The organism is Streptomyces sp. NPDC001508, from assembly GCF_040298665.1.
Classification (GTDB): Bacteria; Actinomycetota; Actinomycetes; order Streptomycetales; family Streptomycetaceae; genus Streptomyces.
In genome coordinates this window covers 1-18,280 of sequence record NZ_JBEPAP010000042.1, presented here as the reverse complement: position 1 = coordinate 18,280, position 18,280 = coordinate 1, and the positions used below count along the sequence as shown (strand labels likewise).

Below are 18,280 nucleotides of genomic sequence, written 5' to 3'. Positions count from 1 at the left end.
TGTCCGTCAGACAGAACAGGACCCCTCGTGAGACTGGTTCCGGTGCGACGCCGTCTGCTCGCCCTCTGCTGTGCGTCCGCCTTCCTCGCCGTCGGCTGCGGCATGCTGCCGGGCGGCAGCGAGCGCCACACGGTCACCGTGTGGCTGATGAAGGGCAGCGCCTCGCAGAGCTTCCTGGACCGCTTCAGCGAGGACTTCGAGCATGACCACCAGGACATCCGCCTCGAATTCCGCGTCCAGGAATGGACCGGAATCGTCGACAAGGTGCACAAGGCGCTCAGGGGTGACTCCGGGACGGGCCCCGACGTCATCGAGGTCGGCAACACCCAGGTCTCGCAGTACGTCGAGGGCGGCCGGCTGACCGACCTGTCGCTGGAGTCGATGCGCGACTGGGACAAGCGCCACTGGCTGCCCGGCCTCGCCGAACCCGGCCAGGACGGCTCCCGCCAGTTCGGCATCCCCTGGTACGCCGCCAACCGCGTCGTCATCTACCGCAAGGACCTGTTCGAGCAGGCCGGCATCAGCCGGCCGCCCAGGACCCGCGAGGAGTGGCTCGCCGACACCGAGAAGCTCAACTCGGACGGCAACCAGGGCATCTACCTCGCCGGCCAGGACTGGTACACGCTCTCCGGGTTCATCTGGGACGAGGGCGGGGAACTCGCCGAGGAGAGCGACGGCCTGTGGCAGGGCACCCTGGACACCCCGGTCGCGCTGAGCGGCATGGACTTCTACCGCCGGCTCCAGGCGCTCGGGGCGGGCCCCGTCGACGCCGACGAGGAACACCCGCCGCAGGCCGGTGTGTTCGCGGACGGCAAGGTGGCGCAGATCGTGGCCGTGCCCGGGCTCACCCAGTCCATCCTCCAGCAGAACCCCGAACTCAAGGGCAAGCTGGGCTACTTCCCGGTGCCCGGCCGGACCGCCGACCGGCCCGGGTCGGTGTTCACCGGAGGCTCCGACCTGGTGGTGCCGCAGAACACCGACGACCCGGACGGGGCCGTGGCCGTGGTCGCCGCGCTCACCGGCGCCAAGTGGAACACCGAACTGGCCCGCACCATGAACTACGTGCCCAACAAGACGACGCTGGCGAGCGCCGTCGGCGGCGCGGAGGGGGTCGCCGCCATGGCGGCCGGCGCCGCACACGGCCGGGCGACCCCCAACACGCCGCAGTGGACCGCGGTCGAGGCCGACAACCCGATCAAGGAGTACATGACCCGGGTGCTGGGCGGCGCGGACCCGCAGACCGAGGCCCGCCGCGCCTCCGAACGGATCACGGAGGCGCTCGCCCCGGGCCTTGACTGAGGAGCACCTCACCGTCTCGCTGTCTCACCGTGCCATGCTCAGCGACAACGCGAAGCGGCCCTCCGTGTCGGTCCACCAGTGGGTCAAACCCAGTCCCGCGGCGGCCAGTTCCGCGGTCACCCCGGCCTCGCGGAACTTCGCCGACACCTCGGTGCGCAGTTCCTCGCCCGCCGTGAAGTCCACGGCGAGGTCCAGCGCGGGGACCTTCACCGTCTGGGCGGTGCGGGCGCGCAGCCGCATCTCGATCCACTCGTTCTCCGCGTCCCACAGCGCCACATGGTCGAACGCGTCCGGATCGAAGTCGGCGCCCAGCTCGCGGTTGACGACGGCCAGCACGTTCTTGTCGAACGCGGCCGTCACCCCGGCCGCGTCGTCGTACGCCCGGACGAGGGTCCGCTCGTCCTTGACCAGGTCCGTGCCGAGGAGCAGGGCGTCGCCCGGCGACAGCAGACGCCGCACCGAGGCCAGGAAGACGGCCCGTTCGGCCGGCAGCAGATTGCCGATCGTGCCGCCGAGGAAGGCCAGCAGCCTCGGGCCGGGCGTCCGCGGCAGGGCAAGCCCGGCCGTGAAGTCCGCGATCAGGGCGTGCACGGTGAGCCCCGGCCGCTCCTCGATGAGAGCCCGGCCGGCCCCGACGAGCGCGCTCTCGCTGACGTCCACCGGGACGTAGACGCGCAGGGCGGTGAGAGCGTCGATCAGGTGCCGGGTCTTGTCCGAGGATCCCGAGCCCAGTTCGACCAGGGTGCGGGCCCGGGTCGCGGCGGCGATCTCGTCGGCCCGGGCGAGCAGGATCTCCCGCTCGGCGCGCGTCGGGTAGTACTCGGGCAGTTCGGTGATCTGCTCGAACAGCTCGCTGCCCCGCGCGTCGTAGAACCACTTCGGCGGCAGCGTCTTGGGGGTCGCGGTCAGGCCGCGGCGGACGTCGGCGCGCAGCGCCGCGTCCGTGGCGTCCTCGGGGAGGGTGCGGGTGATGTGCAGGGGAGTCACGTGCAAGGCTCCTTGGGTGCGGGTGCCGGGTCCTTGAGCGAGCTGAGCCGGACCTCGGCGCGGTCCGCCCGGAGCAGGGTGCGGTCGGGCACCTCCCGCCAGCGCGGATCGTCGTCGTACGGCTCGGAGGCGACGACGGTGCCGCCGCCCGGCCCGGTGTGGTACCAGAGGGTGTCGCCCCAGGCGGTGGCCAGCAGGCGGGCGCCGTCGGTCAGCAGCAGGTTGAGCCGCGAGGCCGGGGCCGCCTCGGCCAGCTCACGGACCGTGCCGGCCAGCGCCCAGCCGGGGTCCTCGCCCGCGCGCAGCCGGTGCAGCAGCAGCGCCCAGACGAACGCCGAGTCGGTGCGCGCCTCGAGCGACAGCATCTCGACCGGCGGCAGACCGGGCACCAGCGGTGCCGCCGCCGCGGGCCACCCGGCGATGGCGCCGTTGTGGCTGAACAGCCAGCGGTCCCCGGCGAACGGCGCCGCCGCGGCCGCGCCGTCCGCGCCCGGCAGGGTGGCGTCGCGGACCGCGGCGAGCAGTGCGCCGGTCCGTACGACCCGGGCCAGGTCGGCGAAGGACGCATCGGCCCAGATCGGCCCGGGCTGCCGGTAGCGGGCGGGCACCGGGTCGCCCGGCGCGTACCAGCCCACCCCGAAGCCGTCGGCGTTGACCGTCCCGTACCGCTGGCGTCGCGGTGCCCACGACTGCCGGTACAGGCCGTGCGGCGGGTCCACCAGGAGCCGGCCGAGAGTTTCCTCGGGCCCCAGGTAGGCCAGGTGCCGGCACATCAGAGATCTCCCGAGCGGGCGGTGCGGAACCCGGCGAAGATCTGCCGCCGTATCGGGTAGTCCCAGTTGCGGAACGTGCCCCGGCAGGCCACCGGGTCCACCGCGAAGGAACCGCCGCGCAGCACCTTGTGGCCGGACCCGAAGAACACCTCCGAGTACTCCTTGTACGGGAACGCGGTGAAGCCCGGGTACGGCAGGAAGTCGCTCGCCGTCCACTCCCAGACGTCGCCGATCAACTGGTGGACGCCGAGCGGCGACGCGCCGGCCGGACAGCTGCCGGCCGGGGCCGGCCGCAGATGGCGCTGGCCCAGGTTGGCGTGCTCGGGCGCCGGGTCGGCGTCACCCCACGGGTAGCGCGTCGAACGGCCCTGGACGGGATCGTAACGGGCGGCCTTCTCCCACTCCGCCTCGGTGGGCAGCCGCCGCCCGGCCCAGCGCGCGTACGCGTCCGCCTCGTACCAGCACACGTGCAGCACCGGTTCGTCGGGCGGTACGACCTCGGTGACACCGAAGTGCCGACGCAGCCACTGACCGCCGTCGCGATGCCAGAACAGCGGCGCGACGATGCCGTGCCGGCGGATGTGCTCCCAGCCCGCCGGCGCCCACCAGCGTTCGTCGGTGTAGCCGCCGTCCTCGATGAACGCCTGGTACGCGGCGTTGGTCACCGCGGCGGTGTCGATGTGGAAGGGTGCCACCTCCCGCCGGTGCGCGGGCCGTTCGTTGTCCAGTGCCCATGGCTCGGTGGAGGTGCCCATGGTGAACGGGCCCCCGGGGACCAGGACTTCGGCCGGTCCGTCGAGCGGCGGCGCCGGAGCGGGGTCGGGCGCGGTCAGCGCCGGTGGGCCCTTGCGGAGCTGATGGGTGATCAGCATGGTCTCGTCGTGCTGCTGTTCGTGCTGTGCGATCATCCCGAAGGCGAAACCGGCCTCGGTCAGCTGGCTCCCGCGGAACGCGGTGCTCTCCAGCAGGTCGAGGGCGTGGCCGCGCACCTCGGCCGCGTACCGGCGGGCCTCGTCGGGCGGCAGCAGCGGCAGCGTGGGACGCTCGGCGCGCGGATGCTCGAAGGCGTCGTACAGGCTGTCTATCTCCGGGCGCATCGCCTCCCGCCCGCCGACCGCCCGCAGCAGCCACAGCTCCTCCTGGTTGCCGATGTGGGCGAGGTCCCACACCAGCGGGGACATCAGCGGCGAGTGCTGCGCGACGAGGTCGGGCTCCTCGACACAGCCGGTCAGCAGGGTGGTGCGGGCCCGGGCCCGGGTGAGCGAGGCCAGCGCGCGCTCGCGGACGGCCTCGCCGTCCATCTCGGGGACGGTCATGCGGGGAAGTCCTTCCCGTGGGCGGGATGCGCGTTCACCGTGCGGAGCCGGGTCCGCCCCTCCGGGGCGCGCAGTGCGTCGAGCAGGTCGTCGGCGGGGCAGCGGCCCCGGCGGACATAGCGGTCGTGGTACGCCGCGACGGCGTCCATGACCTCGGTGGTGGCGCCGAGCCGGGGCAGGGCCTCAAGGGCCGCCGTGAAACAGTCGACCGCCGCCTCGTGCAGTTCGGGGTCGTCGAGGCCGGAGCGCGCCGCGTCCAGCCACACCGGATTGTGCGGCGCGGGTCGCGCGAGCGAGCGTTCGGCCAGGGGCTTCACGGCCCGATAAGCGGTCTCGGCGGCCTGCGGGTCGTCGAAGAGCGCGGCCGTCACGGCGAGCGGCACGATCCAGCCGTCCTCGCCGGGCTGCGCGTCGATCATGCGCAGCTCCAGATGGCCGCGCGGTCTGACCGGCGGGAACAGGGTCGTCAGATGGTAGTCAAGGTCCTCCCGGGTGGGTGCCCGGGGCGTGCGGGACCGGGTCCAGTCGCGGAAGCTGAGCCCGTCGGGGACCGTCCACGGGCCGCCGTCCCGGCGTACGCACATCACCGGCGCGTCCAGGACGTGCCGGGCCCAGGCGGCGCGCGGCGCGCCGCCCAGCGGGGGCGCGCCGGCCCGGCCCGGCCCGATCTCCATCCACAGCAGCTGCCGCGTGGAGCGCCAGCCGGTGGGCCGCCGCCCGGTCAGCGGCGAGTTGGCGAACGCGGCCACCAGGACCGGACCCAGCTGGTGCGCCAGCCACCAGCGCCGCCCGTGTCCGAGCGGTCCGGGCTCCTCGTGGCCGGCGTCCAGGCACACCTGGACGGAGGCCGAGGCGCACATCATGTGCCGGCCGGCCGGACCCGTCCGGTCCAGACATGCCTCCATCGCGTCGTAGCGGGGTTCGCGCAGGAACCGGCGCGGCGGGTGCCAGGGGTCGTGGCCGAGGCCGACCAGATGGAGGCCGTCGCGGCGCAAGGTCGCGCGGACGGCGTCGAGATCGGCGGAGACGGTGCCGATGCACTCCATCAGCGAGGCGGCGGGCGGCGAACTCAGCTCCAGCTGGCCGCCGGGCTCGACAGTGAGCGCCGACCTCAGGGGCACGGACCGCAGTGCGGCGTAGGCCGCTTCGAGTCGTTCGGGTGTCACGGGGAGCTGCGGGGTGCGCAACTCGTGGACGAGCCATTCCACTTCCACGCCGAGGGCGCGCGGCGGGCCCGTCTTGAAGCAGATGCCGCGGACGAGCGCTTCGACCTCGGCCTCGGTGAGGGCGGTACGGGACGCCGTACAGTCGCCCGCCGAAGCGGTAGATGCATCCGACATGTCGGGATCCTCCTGAGATTCCACCATGCCACCGGCCCGGATTCCGGTGGGGCCGGACGGGACTCGTCCCACCCAAGACCCTGGGAGCGAATCGCACAAGGGTGCGCAACCGGGCGTTCCGGATCGGTCACCTCCGTTTCCCTGGGCGTTTCCAGCACGTTCCCGGGCCGGGAAACCCCGTTGCACCGCAGCACCAGCATCACCCACGATGCGGATATGAGCACGGCGGGGGAGAGCGCACGGCGCGCGTTCAGGACGCCCACGGGGGTGGCGGCGTGAGCGCGCGCGTGCGTGCGACGGCGCGGCAGCCGGAGCGGATCGTGGCGGCCGGGGCCTGTCGCACACCCGCCGGACACCTCGATCGCGGGCGCGTCCGGACGTCCCGGGCGGCGGGCTGAGCGTAGGTCGCACCGGCCGCGGCGATCGACGCCGCGCGCGACGGCACACGGCTGTACGGACCGGGGCCGGTGCAGGTGCCACCCGCCCTGCCCGCCGACACGTTCTTCGAGGTCACGGGCGAGAGCAGCCTCCAGGCCGCGGCCCGGCCGGCCGCCGCGCCGGTGGCCGTCCTGAATATCGCCTCGGCGCTCCCCTCAAGCTCTCAACTTAGTTCGAGCAGGGGGTACCCCCATCCGGGTGGCGGATACCTCAACGGCGCGCAGCCCGGAGAACGGCGTGCGGGCCGAAGGATGGCGTGCGGGCCCAGGAGGAGGCCCTGTGCCGCACTCTGGACGCTCCCGCGCAGGTGGCGGGCGCCTTCCACGCCCTGCTCGGCCCCGGCGGGCGATTCGCCCGGGACGGGCGAACACGTGGTGTACGCAGTGCTGGACCGCACGCCTGAGGCCGTGGTGCGGAACGCCTTCGTGCGGCCGTCCGGGGTGTCTCAGTGCCAGCCGTAGCGCTCCCGCAGCCGGTGCACCACCAGGTTGAAGCGCATCCGGTCCAGGGCGCACGCCTCCCGGCGCATGCCCTCCTCGTGCAGCCGCAGCACCCGGTCCACGTCCACCCAGGAGTCCCGCCCCGAGCGGTCCCACGGCCCGCTGCCGATCGCCACCCACTCCCGGTCGCCGTCGTGCCGCTTGCTCGACAGCTGCACCGCCAGCAGGGTGCCGGCCGCCTCGCGGGCCACGACCAGCACCGGCCGGTCCTTGCCGCGACCGTCGTTCTCCTCGAACGGCACCCAGGTCCACACGATCTCCCCGGGGTCCGGGTCGCCGTCGTGCGCGGGCGCGTACTCGGTGCGCACCCGGCCCACCCCGCGGGGGTCGGCCTCGGTGGTGGCGGCGGGGCCGTAACGGCCCGGGACGTCTTCATCGGTAAAGGCAGTCACGGGGGAACCCTAGAGGGTCCCTGCGCAGCACTCGCGCGCGGCCGGACCTGGTGTGCTTCTCGGTGAACTGCCGGGTCCGGTGCACCCGGAATCCCCCTGTCAGGGCGGTTCGTCGGCGACGGCGGGGCGGGGGGAGCCGGTTCTGGGCCAGGGGCGGTGGGTGAGGCGTTCGATGTCCGCGTTGAACTGACGCAGGTCCGCGATGAAGCGCCGCCGGCGTTCGGGTGTCCACTCGGCGACGACCCGGGCGAGACCGTCGGTCATGACCCCGCGCTGTACGGCCAGTCGCCGCAGGCCCTCCTCGGTGATCCGGTACTTGCGGGCCATCCCGCCGGCCGGGTCGGGTGTCCGCTCCACCAGCCCCTGCCGCAGCAGGGCGGAGGTCTGCCGGGTGAACGTCGACGCGGCGAGCCCGAAGGCCTCGACGAAGTCCGGCACGGACATCGGACCCTGTGCCTCCAGCCTGCTGAGCAGCACATAGGCGCTGCGGTCCAGTTCGTCGCCGCCGCGCACACCGCGAGGGGAGGGCAGGTCCCGGTGGCGCGTCAGTATCAGCAGCTCCCGCTCGATGCGTTCCCCTGCCTCTCGGGCATCCACGCCGAATCCTCCGTCCCCGGGACCGTCGGCTCACCCTACGGTGAAAACACGCCATACGAGGAGAAGCAGGAGTGCATCATGCACACTTGATGCATGATGCACGATGACAGTAGCGTCGTGCGTGACCGCATTCGCGTCTGTGCGCCCCACCCCCCGCCATGAATCTCCACCCCCCCCACGAGGAGAACCAGATGCGCCCCGACGACCAGGTCCTTCGTCTGCCCCTGCCCACCGACAGCCCCCTGGAGCCCCCCGCCGCATGGGAGCGGCTGCGCCGGCAGTGCCCGGTGGCCACCGTCGAACTCCCCAGCGGGGACCGGGCGGCCTATCTGACCCGCTACGACCACATCAAGGCACTCCTCACCGACGCCCGCTTCACCCGGCCCAAGGCCGGGGACGGCGCCGCCCGCATCGCCCCCGAGGGCGTGGGCGGCCCCGCGGCCGACGGCGACGGCGCGCTGACCCTGCCGGACCGCGGCGAGCCCCATCAGCGGTGGCGGCGCCAGGTCGGCAAGTACTTCACCGCCAAGCGCATGACGGCACTGCGCCCCGGGATGGTGCGCACCGCCGAACACCTGGTGGACGAGATGATCCGGCGCGGCCGGCCCGGCGACCTGAAGGCCGGTCTCGGCTTCCCGCTGCCCGTCTACGTCATCTGCGACATCCTGGGCGTGCCCGCCGAGGACCGCGACCGCTTCTCCCACTGGTCCGACGCCTTCCTGAACGTCACCCGCTTCTCCGGCGAGCAGACCAGGGCGGCGCACGATGATTTCGCCGCATACATGTCCGCCCATATCGAGGCGACCCGGGCGCGGCCCGGCGACGACCTGCTCAGCATGCTGATCAAGGAGAGCGCGACGGACGGTCAGGGGCTGACCGACCAGGAACTCCTCGCCACCGGCATGGGCCTGCTGGTCGCGGGCCATGAGACCACCGCGAACATGATCGGCAAAATGGTCTCCATGCTGCTCGCCGACCGCAGCCGGTGGGAGCGGCTGCTGGCCGACCCCTCCCTGGTGCGCACCGCGGTGGAGGAGTCGCTGCGGTTCGACGCCAACCTCGGCTTCGGCATGCGGCGGCACCTCACCGAGGACATCGAGATCGACGGCGAGCTGCTGCCGAGCGGCACCACCGTCGTATGCAGCATGCCCGCCGCCAACCGGGACGAGCGGGCCTTCGCCGACGCCGACCGGATGGACCTCACCCGGTCCCCGAACCCCCATCTGACCTTCGGCGCCGGGCCGCACTCCTGCCTGGGGCAGGCCCTGGCCCGTACGGAACTCCAGGTCGCCCTGGAGGTCCTGCTGCGCAGGCTGCCCACCCTCCGGCTGGCGGTGCCCGCCGAGGAACTGCCGCGCGTCCAGGGCCTCCTGGTGGGCGGACTGAGCGCCGTGCCGGTGGACTGGTGACCGGACCGCATCTGAAGGAAGGGGACCGCCCGGTGAAGGTCAGCGTGGACCAAGACCGTTGCTGTGGTGCGGGGCAGTGCGTGCTGACCGCGCCCGAGGTGTTCGACCAGCGCGACGACGACGGTGTCGTCGTCCTGCTCGACGCGCGGCCCGCGCCGGACCGGCACGCGTCCGTGCGCGAGGCGGCGGCCGTCTGCCCGACGGGCGCCATCACGGTGACCGACGACCCGAACACCTGAGCCGACCGGAGTACGACGCCCGGCGCCCCCGCCCGGTTCGACGGAACGGGCCGCCATCGGTCGCGGATTCGCGCGGGCGCGGTGGGCCCGATGTCCGGTGGCGTCGCCCGTGCCGGGTCCGGGTCGTTGTCGGTCGTGCCGTCGCCCCCGACGGCTCGGCCGGTGGGGAGGGGCGGTCTGGGCGTCCGGTGGTGGTTCGGGTGGCCGTCGGGTGTGGTGGGGCCGGCTGGGAGTTGCCCTGATTTTCGGCTTTCGGTCGTGGCATTGCTGCTGGCGGTGCGTTGCTGTACGGCGCTTTGCGGTACGGCGATGTGCCGGTGGGCCCGATGTCCGGTGGCGTCGCCCGTGCCGGGTCCGGGTCGTTGTCGGTCGTGCCGTCACCCCCGACGGCACGGTCGGTGGGGAGGGCGCGGTGTCGCGGTCGGCGCCTCGTCCGTTCCGTCGTCGCAAGGGCCCCCTCGGGCCCGATCCGGTCGGGTCAGGCGTCGGTCCGTAGGTCCGCCCAGACCACCGTGCCCTCGGTCCGGGGCGAACGGTCGGCTCCCCAGGCCGCGGCGAGTTGGTGGACCAGCAGCAGACCCCGGCCGCTCTCGTCGCGAGGGCCGGGCCGGCGCCCGGCCGGACGGCAGGTGGTGCGGTCGTCGTCGTGCACCTCGATGCGCAGGCACTCGTCGCCGGCCAGCGCTATGCCGCACAGGAAGCGGGAACTGCCCGTGTGGATGACCGCGTTGGTGGTCAGCTCGGAGATGAGCAGTACGGCGTCGCAGCACAGGTCGCCGGGCACCCGCCAGGCGCACAGCCGTTCGCGTACGGTGTCGCGCGCCACCTTCACGCTGGTGCTCAGCGCCGGAAGGCCGAACCAGTGTTCACGGAGCGGCGCATGGGCGGCGTCGCGATGGACGGTGGAGGTCGTGTGGGGGGTCACGGAGATCGCCTTCCAAGGGGGACGGGCGCGGGCGGGGCCGGGTCAGCTAACGGGAAACCCCATGGGCGAGGGGTGCGTTCAGGGGGTGACCCGTTGTCTTTCGAACGCCCGGGGCGGCAACTTCCGTCTGGTCAACAGAAATTGACCGCACACCACAGCTGCGGCGAGTTCGCTCACACGGTCAACTATGCTCGGCACTCACTTCATGCTGCAAGCGACTCTCTGATAATTTCAGCGAGACGGTATCGGTCTGGCGTTCTCCTCAAGTCACTGTCAGACTCGTATGGGTGACGGCCCTTCAGGAGGTAGGACGTGAGCGAAGTCAGGTCCGGCACCGGCACCAGCGCACCCACGGTCCTGCGCATGATCCTCGGCCGTCGCTTGCAGGACATGCGGCAACAGGCGGGCGCCTCGCTGGAGGACGCGGCCAAGGCGCTGCGTGTCAAGCCGCTGACGATCCGGCGCCTGGAGAAGGCGGAGGTCGCCCTCAAGCCGCTCTACGTCGAGAAACTCCTGGAGACCTACGGGGCGGGGCGGCAGGAGATAGACGAGTTCGTCGCCATGGCCGAGCGGGCCAACGAGCCCGGCTGGTGGCACACCTACCGTGACGTACTGCCCAACTGGTTCACGGCGTACGTGAGTCTGGAGACCGGCGCGAAGACCCTGCGCACCTACGAACCCCACTACGTCACCGGTCTGCTCCAGACGCCCGCCTACGCGCGCGACGTCCTGCGCGGCGGCATCCCCAACGGCAGCGACGAGGAGCTGGAGCGCCGCGTCGACCTGCGGCTGCGCCGCCAGGGCCTGTTGGAGAAGCCGGACGCGCCCACCCTGTGGGTGGTCATGGAGGAGGCCGTGCTGCACCGGGCGGTCGGCGGCCCCCAGGTGATGCGCGAGCAGATCGACCGGCTGCTTGAGGCATCCGAACTCGACCACGTCAGCATCGACATCGTGCCCTTCTCCGCCGGCGCCCACGTCGGGGCGTGCGCTCCCTTCACCTACTTCCGGTTCGAGGAACCGGAACTGCCCGACATCGTCTACAGCGAGATCCTGTCCGCCTCGATGTATCTGGACGAACGCGAAGACGTGGTCGCCCACCTGGAGGCGCACACCCGCATGTCACTGCTGACCTCGTCCGAGGACAGCAAGGTGCTCTTGAACCGCATGCGCAAGGAGTACTCATGACCACCACCGACAACACTGTCTACAACGGTATGCCCGCCTTGGAGCTGGGCGAGCTGGGTTGGGAGCACCCGTGGAGCGGGCCCAACGGCGGTCAGTGCGTGGAGACGAAGCAACTCGCGGACGGCCGGGTCGCCGTCCGCCAGTCGACCGACCCGGCCGGACCCGCGCTGATCTACACCCCCGAGGAGATCAGCGCCTTCGTCCGCGGGGTCAAACAAGGCATGGCCGACCACCTCACGGTCGGCTGAACCGGCCTGCCGGTACACCGACGCACACTCCGAAGGGGACAGGATGACCAACAGCCACGCCGGCCGGGACCTGGACACCAGCAGGCCGCACTCGGCCCGTATGTACGACTACTACCTCGGTGGCAAGGACCACTTCGAGGTCGACAAGCGGGCCGCCGAGGCCGTCGCCGACGCCTACCCCGGCATCTTCGTGTGCGCCCGGGAGAACCGGGCCTTCATGCACCGGGCCACCCGGGTGCTGGCCCGGGAGCACGGCATCCGGCAGTGGCTCGACATAGGCACCGGCATCCCCACCGAGCCGAACCTGCACCAGGTCGCCCAGTCCGTGGTCCCCGAGGCCCGAGTGGTCTACGCCGACAACGACCCGCTCGTCCTCAAGTACGCCGAGCGCCTGATGCGCAGCACCCCGCAGGGCCGCACCACGTACATAGAGGCGGACGTCAACGACCCGGAGTCCCTGCTCGCGGCCGTGGAACTGGCCGAGGTGATCGACTTCGAGCAGCCGGTCGCGCTGTCCCTGAACGCGCTGATGCACTTCATCACCGACGCGCAGGACCCGTACGGCATCGTGAACCGCTTCCTCGACGCCCTGCCCGTCGGCAGCGCGCTGGCCCTGAGCCACTGCACGCCCGACTTCGACCCCGCCACCTGGGAGAAGGTCACCGCGATCTACACCGACGCCGGGACCCCGGTGCAGTTCCGCGCCCAGAAGGAGGTCGCCCGCTTCTTCGACGGGCTCGACCTGATCGACCCGGGCATCATCGTCGGCCACCGCTGGCGGCCCGACGCTGCCGATACGCTCACGGACGCCGAGGTCAGCCTCTGGGCGGGCGTGGGCATCAAGGCGTAGCCGCAGGGACGGTGGCGGGGCGTCGCCGACGGGTCCGGCAACGCCCCTCGGCGGGCCGTTGCCGGCGGTCCGCGTTACGGTGCGAGCCAGTGACCACCCACACATGTGCCGGAGGTTCCCATGGTCTCGCGCCTCAACCCCTACCTCAGCTTCAGCGGCGACGCCCGGCAGGCGATGGAGTTCTACCGGGACGTCTTCGGCGGCGACCTGACCGTCAGCACGTACGGCGAATTCGGGGAGCCGGACGCCCCGGGCGCCGACCGCATCATGCACGCCATGCTGGCGACCCCGAGCGGATACACCCTGATGGGAGCCGACGCCCCGGTCGGCCTCGACCACACCGTCGGCAACGCCTTCGCGGTGAGCGTGAGCGGCGACGACGAGAGCGAGCTGCGGGGCTACTGGGAGAAGCTGTCCGCCGGCGGCACGGTGTCCCTGCCGCTGGAGGAGCAGATGTGGGGCGATGTCTTCGGCATGTGCACGGACCGTTTCGGTGTGCCCTGGATGGTCGACATCGCACAGCCGCGGAGCTGACCCGCCCGGCGCGGGTGCGTTCGGCGCGGGGCCGCTCGGCGCGCGCGATCGGCGAGAAGCTGGTGTGCTGGTGCTCTGGGCCGTCGTACTCGTTCCCGGAGCGTCACATGAGCAGCTACACAGTCGCGCAGGTGCCCGCCGCGGGCGGATCGTTCGAGATCGTCGAGCGGGACCGGCCGCACCCGGGCCCCGGTCACGTCCGGATCGCCGTGGAGGCCTGCGGTGTCTGCCACAGCGATGCCTTCTTCGTGAACGCCGCCGTGCCCGGCGTACGGTTCCCGGTGGTGCCCGGGCATGAGATCGCCGGGCGCATCGAGGAACTGGGCGAGGGCACACGCGACAAGGGCTGGCGGGTCGGGGACCGGGTCGCGGTGGGCTGGTTCGGCGGCAGCTGCGGCCACTGCACACCCTGCCGGCGCGGCGACTTCATCGTCTGCGAGAACCTCAAGGTTCCCGGCTGGGCCTACGACGGCGGCTTCGCCCAGACGGTGGTCGCCCCCGTCGACGCCCTGGCCCGGATCCCGGAGGGCCTGGCCGCGACCGACGCGGGGCCCATGGCCTGCGCGGGCGTGACCACGTTCAACGGGCTGCGGCGCAGCTCCGCCCGGCCCGGTGACCTGGTCGCCGTGCTCGGCATCGGCGGTCTCGGCCACCTCGCGGTGAAGTACGCCGTCGCCATGGGCTTCGAGACCGTGGCCATCGCCCGCGGGGCCGAGAAGGCCGACCTCGCCAAGCAGCTCGGCGCCCACCACTACGTCGACAGCACCTCGGGCACGCCCGTCGCGGACGCCCTGCGCTCGCTCGGCGGGGTCAAGGTGCTGCTCGCCACCGCCGGCGACTCCGCCGCGATCACCCAGACCGTGGACGGGCTCACGCCCCGGGGCGAACTGGTCGTCATCGGGGCGTCGGACGCACCGCTCGGGATCAGCCCGGTCCAGCTGCTGATGACCGGCAGGGTGGTCCGCGGCCACCCCTCCGGCACCGCGCAGGACGTGGCGGACACCATGGCGTTCAGCGTCCTGCACGGGATCCGGCCGATGACCGAGATCGTGCCGCTGGACCGGGCCGACGAGGCGTACCGGAAGATGCTCTCCGGAGGCGCGCGCTTCCGGATGGTGCTCACCACCGCCTGACGCCCCCACCACGACGCGTCCCCGACGCCCGGACGGGGCGGGGCCCGGCGGGGCCTGGCCGCCGAGGCTTCGCCGCGGACACCGCCCACGACGCCGCCACCGCTCTTCATCTGTCGCGGAAGGTCCGCTACGCCCTGCCCCTGCTCGACACCATGCCGCCCGGCGGTTGGCGGTCTTCCCGGGCGCCCGCCCGTGTCCGGGCCCACCCGTGTGCATGTATCTCGGTCCCGCCGTCGGCTTCACCAGCCCGTCAGTAGAAGGTGGTTGACGAGCAGGGCGAGCACCGCCTGGGCCGCCAGCCAGCAGCGCGGACGGTCGAGGAACGCGCAGCACGCGAGCAGCCACATCGCGAAGGGCAGCCAGATGCGTTCCGTCTCGGCCTTGCTCATGCCGGAGACGTCGGCGACCAGCAGCGCGAGCAGGGCCGCGGCGACGAGCAGCGCGAGCCGGGCGGCGGCGCCCGGGCCACCACCGTCGCCCGAGTCACCACCGCCGTCCGGGCCACCACCGTCGCCCGGGTCACCACCGTCGTCCGGGCCACCGTCGCCGTCCGGGCGGGACAGGGCCGCGCCGGGCCGGCGGGCGAGCGTCCCGCCGGCCCGCGCGAGGCCCGCCACCGTCGCCGGCCCCGTACAGACCACCGCGCAGGCGAGATCGGCCCACACCCAGTAGCCGTACGGACGGACCCCGCCCACGCCCTGGTAGTAGCGGGTGACCAGCAGCCGGTATCCCTCCCACCAGTCGAACCCGGCGAGCGTGAACGCCGCCGGAACCACCGCAAGCCCGGCGGCCGGCGCCGCGAGCAGGGCGGGTCGCTCCCGGACCCGGCGCCGGCCGAGCACCAGCACCGCCGCCGCGATCACCGCGAACAGGATGAGCCCGTAGGAGAGATAGCAGGTCAGCCCGAACAGCAGTCCGGAGCCCGCCGCCGGCCAGGGCGACCCGCCCGTGACGGCCAGGGCGAGCAGCGCCACGGCCCAGGCGGCGACGGCGGCGAAGTACGCGTCGGCCGAGGCGCCGAGCCACACCGCGGCCGGAGCCAGCACCAGGAACGGCGCCGCCCGGCGCGCCAGCCGCTCATCGGCCAGCGCCCGCACCCCGACCAGCACCGCCACACACGCCGTCGCGCCCACCGTGATGCACCAGACGCCCGCCCAGCCGCCGCCGCGCAGCCCGATCCGGTCGAGCAGCACGAAGGTGAGCGTGGCACCCGGGGGATGCCCGGCGACATGGGCGGGCCACGGGTCCGGGGAACCGGCCACGATGTGGTGCGTGAAGTCCCGCAGGGCGCCCGGGACATCGGGGAAGCGGCCGATGACCCGCAGATACTCCTCGCGGGTGGTGAGCCGGCCGGCGACGCCCCGCCGCCAGCCGTCGACCAGCGCGAGCGACCAGATCCAGGCCATGGCCGCGGCCCAGGCCGCGGCGAGCAGCGCCCGCCACGGCAGCCGGGCCGCCAGCGCGGGTCCGTACCCCACGGTGGCCACCGCCATGCCGACGGCCGCGGGGGTGCCGGGACCCACATGCGGCTCCCACACCGCGAACAGCGGCGGCCAGTTGACGAACAGGGTGTGCCGGGTGTCCTGGATGTGCCGGCCGACCAGCACGGCCAGCAGGACGAGCAGGGCGGCGGCCCCGGGGGCGCACAGGTCGCGGAGCGGGAGGCGGGGCGAGCGGGTCACAGCGGAACGCTAGGCGCGCGGGCGGCGCGACCGGTGGCGCACACGACGGACGTCAGCGTTTCGTCATGGGTCGCGCACCCGTTCTGGGGGCGATCGCGGCCTACGGTCGGGGCATGCGCGATCAACGGCTCCCCACCTCGCCGGGCTTTTGGCGCAGCCCCGTGCGCGGCACCCGGTTCACCGCGGTGCTCGGCCTCGTCCTGCTCGCCGGCATCACCGTGCTGTTCGTGACCGGCCTGCTCTCGTACGCCTCCTACAACCCGGACCTGTCGCCGGTCAACGACCAGACACCCGACAAGGGCCTCCTCGGCTTCTACCTCTTCGCCTGGCCGACCAGTCCGGCCTGGCTGTACCGGTTCACCCAGGGCGTCCACGTCACGCTGGGCGTCACCCTGATCCCGGTGCTGCTGGCCAAGCTGTGGTCGGTCGCGCCGAAGCTCTTCACCCTGCCGCCGGCCCGCTCGCTCGCCCACGCCCTGGAGCGGATCTCGCTGCTGCTCCTGGTCGGCGGCGCCCTGTTCGAGTTCGTCACGGGCGTGCTCAACATCCAGCTCGACTACGTCTTCCCCGGCTCCTTCTACCCGCTGCACTTCTACGGCGCGTGGGTGTTCTTCGCCGCGTTCGTCGCGCACGCCGTCCTGAAGTTCCCGGCGGCCCTGCGCGCCGTGCGGGGCCTGCGGCAGGAGCGGAGCGAACTGGTCGCCCCGCGGCCCGACCCGCCCACCGTGTCACGGCGCGGCGCCATGCGGCTGGTCGGCGGCGGCTCGCTGCTGCTGTTCGGTACGACCGTGGGGCACAGCTTCGACGGAGTGGCCCGGCAGACCGCCCTGCTCGCTCCGCACGGCGGGTCCGAACCGGGCAGCGGCCCGAACGGCTTCCAGATCAACAAGACGGCCGCGTACGCCCGGATCGACCCGGCGCAGACCGCCGCGGACACCTGGCGGCTGGTGGTCGCCGGCCCGAACGGAACCCTCCGGCTGAGCCGGGCCGACCTGGAACGCATGCCGCTGCACAGCTCGGCGCTGCCGATCGCCTGCGTGGAGGGCTGGTCGACCTGCGACCAGTGGTGGCGCGGGGTGCGGCTGCGCGACCTGGCCGCGCTGGCCGGCCACGACCGTCCGACGGATGTGTACGTCGAGTCGTTGCAGCGGCACGGCGCCTTCCGGAGCGGCGCCCTGCGCGCCAACCAGGTCGGCGACGAGCGCTCCCTGCTCGCCCTGTACGTCAACGGCGAGGACCTGGACCCCGATCACGGCTACCCGGCGCGCGTGATCGTGCCCGCGGCACCCGGTGTGATCAACACCAAGTGGGTGGCCCGGATGACCTTCGGAGAGCTGCGATGAAGCGACGGGTCCCGGCCGGCAACCCGTCGCGGACCGTGCGGCGGCGGATCGCCGGGCGCCGGTTCCCCGTCGGCAACCCGCTGCACATCCTCCTGCTGGCCGGCTCGTTCGCGCTGGCCGGCTATGCGGCCGTACGGCTGCTGGCCGGTGACTGGTTCGGTGTGGCCCTGTGGTTCGTGGGGGCGGCGCTGCTGCACGACCTGGTGCTGCTGCCGCTGTACTCGACGGCCGACCGCGCCCTGGTACGGGGCTGCGCGGCGGTCGGCCGCCGGGAGCGGGCGCACTGGCTGCGGGTGCCCGCCGCCCTGTCGCTGCTGCTGTTCCTGATCTGGTCCCCGCTGATCACCGGGGCGGTGGACCAGTCGTACCGGCTGGCCGCCGGGCAGTCCACGGACGGCTACCCGGCCCGCTGGCTGCTGATCACCGCCCTGCTGTTCGCCGGTTCCGCGGTGGTGCTCGCGGTGCGGCTGCGCAGGGCGGCGAAGCACCGCCCGCCCGCCGCCCACTGACCGACGGACCGACGGCACGCCGGCCCGTACGCCGCGCGCACCGCAGCAGGGCCGATGTGCCGAGCCGCGCCCGGGGGGAGGGGCTGCCCACCGCGCCGCCGGCGCGGACGACCTGCACCCGGACGCGTTCGTCGACGTCCAGCGGCGCGGTCTCGACGACCAGCAGCACGGCCGGGGCCGCGAGGCGAGCCGGCCGCAGCAGCAGCGCGCCCGGGTCGCCGCCGATGCCGATGTCGCCGTCCATGAGCAGCAGCGTGCCCCAGCGGCCCTCGCCGGGGAACCGTTCGAAGACCGAGCGGCACAGCGCTTGGCCGCCGCTGCGCACGGTGTGGCGGACGGCGGCCTCGCTGACGTCTGTGCCCAGCGCACAACGGCCCCGCGCGGCGAGCGCGGCCACCAGCCGCCCGGACCCGCATCCCACGTCGAGCACCGTGCCCTCGCAGCGCTCCAGTACCTGAACTCCGCCGGGCGGGGCGATGGCGGCGGCGCGCGAGGTGCTGACGGCGATCGGCGTGGTGGACCCGGCGGGGCGGGCGACGCCGCGGGGGCTGCGGCTGGCCCGGCTGGGGCTGCACCCCCGG

At 73.1% G+C, this 18,280-nt stretch carries 20 protein-coding genes; 11 read left to right on the top strand and 9 right to left on the bottom strand.

The genetic code is table 11. From position 1 onward, the window contains the following. Nucleotides 1-42 precede the first annotated feature (42 nt). Nucleotides 43-1,299 (top strand): extracellular solute-binding protein, encoded by a 1,257-nt coding sequence (locus ABT245_RS30330; protein WP_351739633.1) that lies wholly within the window; start codon nucleotides 43-45, stop codon nucleotides 1,297-1,299. Nucleotides 1,300-1,323: 24 nt separating this feature from the next. Here the strand turns inward: ABT245_RS30330 and egtD are convergent, their stop codons facing one another. The 4 genes from egtD to egtA are packed head-to-tail and all read right to left on the bottom strand — an operon-like array spanning nucleotide 1,324 to nucleotide 5,715. Further along, nucleotides 1,324-2,286: an L-histidine N(alpha)-methyltransferase gene (egtD, locus tag ABT245_RS30325; RefSeq protein WP_351739511.1), complete on the bottom strand. Its 963-nt coding sequence runs from the start codon at nucleotides 2,284-2,286 to the stop codon at nucleotides 1,324-1,326. Beyond that, complete coding sequence (egtC, locus tag ABT245_RS30320; protein WP_351739509.1) at nucleotides 2,283-3,059, bottom strand: ergothioneine biosynthesis protein EgtC; 777 nt, start codon at nucleotides 3,057-3,059, stop codon at nucleotides 2,283-2,285. Before egtC ends, egtD begins: the two co-directional genes overlap by 4 nt. Beyond that, a complete protein-coding gene (egtB, locus tag ABT245_RS30315) occupies nucleotides 3,059-4,375 on the bottom strand; it encodes an ergothioneine biosynthesis protein EgtB (protein ID WP_351739507.1) in 1,317 nt (438 codons plus the stop codon). Before egtB ends, egtC begins: the two co-directional genes overlap by 1 nt. Then, nucleotides 4,372-5,715 carry an ergothioneine biosynthesis glutamate--cysteine ligase EgtA gene (gene egtA, locus ABT245_RS30310; RefSeq protein ID WP_351739504.1) on the bottom strand — a complete coding sequence of 448 codons (1,344 nt, stop codon included), beginning with the start codon at nucleotides 5,713-5,715 and terminating at the stop codon, nucleotides 4,372-4,374. Before egtA ends, egtB begins: the two co-directional genes overlap by 4 nt. Nucleotides 5,716-6,182: 467 nt before the next feature. Here egtA and ABT245_RS30305 point away from each other — a divergent pair, with 467 nt between their 5' ends. Beyond that, on the top strand, nucleotides 6,183-6,614 hold the full coding sequence (locus ABT245_RS30305; RefSeq protein ID WP_351739501.1) for a hypothetical protein: 432 nt from the start codon (nucleotides 6,183-6,185) through the stop codon (nucleotides 6,612-6,614). Here ABT245_RS30305 and ABT245_RS30300 read toward each other — a convergent pair. After that, a complete protein-coding gene (locus tag ABT245_RS30300) occupies nucleotides 6,599-7,045 on the bottom strand; it encodes a type II toxin-antitoxin system PemK/MazF family toxin (protein WP_351739499.1) in 447 nt (148 codons plus the stop codon). The two genes, ABT245_RS30305 and ABT245_RS30300, sit on opposite strands and share 16 nt — an antisense overlap. Before the next feature lie 99 nt (nucleotides 7,046-7,144). Next, on the bottom strand, nucleotides 7,145-7,642 hold the full coding sequence (locus ABT245_RS30295; protein ID WP_351739496.1) for a MarR family winged helix-turn-helix transcriptional regulator: 498 nt from the start codon (nucleotides 7,640-7,642) through the stop codon (nucleotides 7,145-7,147). A gap of 158 nt (nucleotides 7,643-7,800) precedes the next feature. Here ABT245_RS30295 and ABT245_RS30290 point away from each other — a divergent pair, with 158 nt between their 5' ends. Together ABT245_RS30290 and ABT245_RS30285 are read left to right on the top strand one after the other, a co-directional pair. Next, complete coding sequence (locus ABT245_RS30290; RefSeq protein WP_502982227.1) at nucleotides 7,801-9,051, top strand: cytochrome P450; 1,251 nt, start codon at nucleotides 7,801-7,803, stop codon at nucleotides 9,049-9,051. A 32-nt stretch (nucleotides 9,052-9,083) separates the two neighbouring features. Next, complete coding sequence (locus ABT245_RS30285; RefSeq protein ID WP_351739627.1) at nucleotides 9,084-9,290, top strand: ferredoxin; 207 nt, start codon at nucleotides 9,084-9,086, stop codon at nucleotides 9,288-9,290. 478 nt (nucleotides 9,291-9,768) lie between these two features. On the opposite strand, the gene ABT245_RS30280 is transcribed toward ABT245_RS30285, so the two are convergent. After that, complete coding sequence (locus ABT245_RS30280) at nucleotides 9,769-10,215, bottom strand: ATP-binding protein (RefSeq protein ID WP_351739493.1); 447 nt, start codon at nucleotides 10,213-10,215, stop codon at nucleotides 9,769-9,771. Nucleotides 10,216-10,527: 312 nt separating this feature from the next. Between ABT245_RS30280 and ABT245_RS30275 the strand changes: the two genes are divergently transcribed. The 5 genes from ABT245_RS30275 to ABT245_RS30255 all read left to right on the top strand — a co-directional run bounded on the left by ABT245_RS30275 (nucleotide 10,528) and on the right by ABT245_RS30255 (nucleotide 14,165). After that, entirely contained in the window at nucleotides 10,528-11,400 is an 873-nt protein-coding gene (locus tag ABT245_RS30275) for a Sco1979 family transcriptional regulator (protein ID WP_351739490.1), read from the top strand. Further along, the gene (locus ABT245_RS30270) at nucleotides 11,397-11,648 is read left to right on the top strand and encodes a DUF397 domain-containing protein (RefSeq protein ID WP_351739488.1); all 252 of its coding nucleotides are present in this window, start codon (nucleotides 11,397-11,399) and stop codon (nucleotides 11,646-11,648) included. Before ABT245_RS30275 ends, ABT245_RS30270 begins: the two co-directional genes overlap by 4 nt. 43 nt (nucleotides 11,649-11,691) lie before the next feature. Continuing rightward, on the top strand, nucleotides 11,692-12,498 hold the full coding sequence (locus ABT245_RS30265) for an SAM-dependent methyltransferase (protein ID WP_351739486.1): 807 nt from the start codon (nucleotides 11,692-11,694) through the stop codon (nucleotides 12,496-12,498). Between the two features lie 120 nt (nucleotides 12,499-12,618). Next, the gene (locus ABT245_RS30260) at nucleotides 12,619-13,032 is read left to right on the top strand and encodes a VOC family protein (protein ID WP_351739483.1); all 414 of its coding nucleotides are present in this window, start codon (nucleotides 12,619-12,621) and stop codon (nucleotides 13,030-13,032) included. A 107-nt stretch (nucleotides 13,033-13,139) separates the two neighbouring features. Beyond that, a complete protein-coding gene (locus ABT245_RS30255) occupies nucleotides 13,140-14,165 on the top strand; it encodes an alcohol dehydrogenase (RefSeq protein ID WP_351739481.1) in 1,026 nt (341 codons plus the stop codon). Nucleotides 14,166-14,404: 239 nt separating this feature from the next. Here ABT245_RS30255 and ABT245_RS30250 read toward each other — a convergent pair whose 3' ends face one another. Then, entirely contained in the window at nucleotides 14,405-15,847 is a 1,443-nt protein-coding gene (locus ABT245_RS30250) for a hypothetical protein (RefSeq protein WP_351739478.1), read from the bottom strand. A gap of 113 nt (nucleotides 15,848-15,960) precedes the next feature. Between ABT245_RS30250 and ABT245_RS30245 the strand changes: the two genes are divergently transcribed. Next, complete coding sequence (locus tag ABT245_RS30245; RefSeq protein ID WP_351739475.1) at nucleotides 15,961-17,190, top strand: molybdopterin-dependent oxidoreductase; 1,230 nt, start codon at nucleotides 15,961-15,963, stop codon at nucleotides 17,188-17,190. Further along, a complete protein-coding gene (locus ABT245_RS30240; RefSeq protein ID WP_351739472.1) occupies nucleotides 17,187-17,699 on the top strand; it encodes a hypothetical protein in 513 nt (170 codons plus the stop codon). The genes ABT245_RS30245 and ABT245_RS30240 overlap by 4 nt, the downstream gene beginning before the upstream one ends. On the opposite strand, the gene ABT245_RS30235 is transcribed toward ABT245_RS30240, so the two are convergent. Next, the gene (locus ABT245_RS30235) at nucleotides 17,611-18,096 is read right to left on the bottom strand and encodes a hypothetical protein (protein ID WP_502982229.1); all 486 of its coding nucleotides are present in this window, start codon (nucleotides 18,094-18,096) and stop codon (nucleotides 17,611-17,613) included. The two genes, ABT245_RS30240 and ABT245_RS30235, sit on opposite strands and share 89 nt — an antisense overlap. Between the last annotated feature and the right edge of the window lie 184 nt (nucleotides 18,097-18,280).